At 64.3% G+C, this 2,912-nt stretch carries 2 protein-coding genes and 2 pseudogenes; 1 reads left to right on the top strand and 3 read right to left on the bottom strand.

What is annotated here, in order from left to right; genetic code table 11:
- Positions 1–126: pseudogene (locus EN932_RS39250) on the bottom strand (hydrolase); the annotation flags it as partial.
- Entirely contained in the window at positions 126–986 is an 861-nt protein-coding gene (locus EN932_RS32810; protein ID WP_127369400.1) for a folate-binding protein YgfZ, read from the bottom strand. The gene EN932_RS32810 and the pseudogene EN932_RS39250, both read right to left, overlap by 1 nt.
- A gap of 75 nt (positions 987–1,061) precedes the next feature.
- Between EN932_RS32810 and EN932_RS32805 the strand changes: the two genes are divergently transcribed.
- Positions 1,062–2,393 (top strand): dihydroorotase, encoded by a 1,332-nt coding sequence (locus tag EN932_RS32805; RefSeq protein ID WP_245461020.1) that lies wholly within the window; start codon positions 1,062–1,064, stop codon positions 2,391–2,393.
- Positions 2,394–2,426: 33 nt separating this feature from the next.
- Here EN932_RS32805 and EN932_RS32800 read toward each other — a convergent pair.
- Positions 2,427–2,912, bottom strand: a pseudogene (locus tag EN932_RS32800) (hypothetical protein); the annotation flags it as partial.

The following is a 2,912-nucleotide window of genomic DNA, read 5'->3' as shown; positions in this document are numbered from 1 at the left end:
GGCGAGCCCGTGCGCAATGTCCGAAATCTCGATGTCGAGCGGCGAGGGGTCGAGCAAATCGAGCCGGCGGCCCGACAGCATGCGCTGCCAGGCGCGTGCCGGCGCGCCGACGCGGTCGGCCGCCATCAGGCCTCCTCCGCGCTGACGGCTTCCTGCGGGAAGGCGAATTTTGCCCAACCGGGAATGCCCAGCGTTACCGGAACGTCCCCGGCCATGATCGGCTGGCCGGCATCGAGCGCCGCCTTGACCCGGTCGATGCGCACAATGGCCAGACCGGTCGTGTCTACGGTCGAGCCGAGCGTGCCAACCGGCCTGCCTGCGACGGTCAGTTCGGTGCCGGGCGTGGGCAGGGGCCTGTCGGCCGATGCAATCAGCACGCGCCGCCTGGCCGTGCCGCGATGCTGCATGCGCGAGACGACCTCCTGGCCGACATAGCAGCCCTTCTTGAAGCCGATGCCGCCGGTTTCGTCCAGCAGCACATCGTGGGGGAAGGCGTCTCCGAGTTGGTAGTCGCTGCCGCTTTCGGCAATGCCGCCGACAATGCGGAAGGCCTGCCACGCGGCAAGATCGCCGCGCTCATCCGTTTCGCCATAGGAACGCGTGACGGCACCCTTCGGAAAGCGTGTGTCGGCGGCCGCCGTTGAATCAGATTGTGAGGGTGTTGATTCATGTCCCCACGCGACGGTGACAAACGCCTGATCGGATTTGGCAATCTCGACCTTGGCGCGCAGTTTGTAGAGCGTCAGCCGGCGTACGAAATCGTCCGATATGTCGGCACGGCATTCGAGCCGGAATGCATTCTCGCCGGTGCGGGAGATCAGGAAATCGAACAGGATCTTGCCTTGCGGCGTCAGCAGCGCACCGGGTTTGGCTTCGCCGGGAGCCAGGATGTCGAGATCGGTGGTCAGGATGTTCTGCAAAAAATGCTCGGCATCCGGACCTGATACGGAAATGAGGGCGCGGTCTTTGAGCTGGGCACAGGGCATGGGCGGAAAAGCAACCTGATCTTGCAAAATGGTCGGCCTTTACGTAAGCCGCTGGCACTCCCCCCGCAAGAGAGCATGGCCATGATCTACGACCTCATCCTGACAGGCGGCACAGTGGTCAACCATGACGGCGAAGGGGCTCGCGACATCGGCGTGAAGGACGGGCGCATCGCTGCCATCGGCGATCTCCGCCAGGCCTCGGCCGGCGAGACGATCGACTGCCGCGGCCTGCATATCCTGCCGGGTGTCGTCGACAGCCAGGTGCATTTTCGCGAGCCGGGACTGGAGCACAAGGAAGATTTGGAAACGGGTTCGCGCGCTGCCGTGCTTGGCGGTGTCACCGCCGTGTTCGAGATGCCCAACACCAATCCGCTGACCACCAGCGAGGCAACGCTTGCCGACAAGGTCCGGCGCGGCACGGGGCGCATGCATTGCGATTTCGCCTTCTGGGTCGGCGGCACCCGCGAGAATGCCGGGGATGTCGGCGAGCTTGAGCGGCTGCCGGGTGCGGCCGGGATCAAGGTTTTCATGGGCTCGTCCACTGGCGACCTGCTGGTCGAGGATGACGAGGGCGTGGCGTCGATCCTGAGAAACACGCGCCGGCGCGCCGCCTTTCATTCGGAAGACGAATTCCGGCTGCGCGAGCGCCTTGGCGAACGCATCGAAGGCGACCCGGCATCGCACCCTGTCTGGCGCGACGAGATCGCCGCCTTGCGCTGTACCGAACGGCTGGTACGCATTGCGCGAAACGCCCGTGCCCGCATCCATGTTCTACACATCTCGACCGCCGAGGAGATTGTGTTCCTCGAACAACACAAGGATGTCGCGACCTGCGAGGCGACGCCACATCATTTGACGCTGAGCGCCGACGACTATCTCAGGCTTGGCACGCTGATCCAGATGAACCCGCCGGTGCGTGCCGCGCGCCATCGCGATGGCGTCTGGCATGGCATTGCGCAAGGCATCGTCGATGTGCTCGGCTCCGACCACGCGCCGCACACGCTGGCCGAGAAGGCAAAGCCCTATCCGGCCTCACCGTCGGGGATGACCGGCGTGCAGACGCTGGTGCCGATCATGCTCGACCACGTCAATGCCGGCCGGCTGACCTTGCAGCGCTTTGTCGACCTGTCTAGCCACGGCCCGCAGCGGATCTTCGGCATGGCGAGAAAGGGCCGCATCGCTGCCGGCTACGACGCCGACTTCACCATCGTCGATATGAAGCGGCGCCAGACCATCACCAATGCGCAGGCCGGCTCGAAAGCCGGCTGGACGCCTTATGACGGGAGAGAAGTGGTCGGCTGGCCGGTCGGCACCGTCATTCGCGGCCGCCGCGTGATGTGGGAAGGCGAGATCGCCACGCCAAGCCAGGGTAGGGCGGTGGAGTTTTCTGAGGCATTGCCCCGCTAGGCTCCCTACCCCCGTGGGTGGGAAGAGCCGCTCTCAATCCCCGGCGACGAAGAATGACCATTGTCCGCTAGGGGTGATACCGACGCGATAGAAAATATAGGCGCCGAACTGCTTCATGTCGTCGAAATCGCCAGCGGTGACGATCTTGAACAGTTCGACCCGCTGCTTGGCGTCCAGCTTGTCCAGCGGGAGGGCGAAGAAATACGGCCACACGTAGAGCTCTTGTGGCGTGCCGGCATCGAGGTGGACGTAGCCGGCATCAAGCACCTCCTCCAGGATGGCCAGGATTTCCTGGCCGTCCGGGTCGCCCGAGAGGCCCTTGAGGAAAGCGACGGCATCGCCATCAATGTCGGTTAGGGACAATTGCGTTGTGCTGTCGCCCGTGCCGATCAACGGCCGCAACTTTTCGATATCGCCGCCCTTGCAGGCTTCGACGATCAAATCATGCATGCGCCGCACTGGTTCCGGCAGCTTGCCGAGATCGTAGATGACCTCGGGCACTGGCGTGTCCGGATCGAC

Origin of the sequence: Mesorhizobium sp. M7A.F.Ca.US.002.01.1.1, assembly GCF_004022955.1 — a bacterium.
In the GTDB taxonomy this organism is placed as follows: Bacteria; Pseudomonadota; Alphaproteobacteria; order Rhizobiales; family Rhizobiaceae; genus Mesorhizobium; species Mesorhizobium ciceri.
The sequence above is the reverse complement of the archived record's forward strand: the minus strand, read 5'-3'. Positions and strand labels throughout refer to the sequence as shown.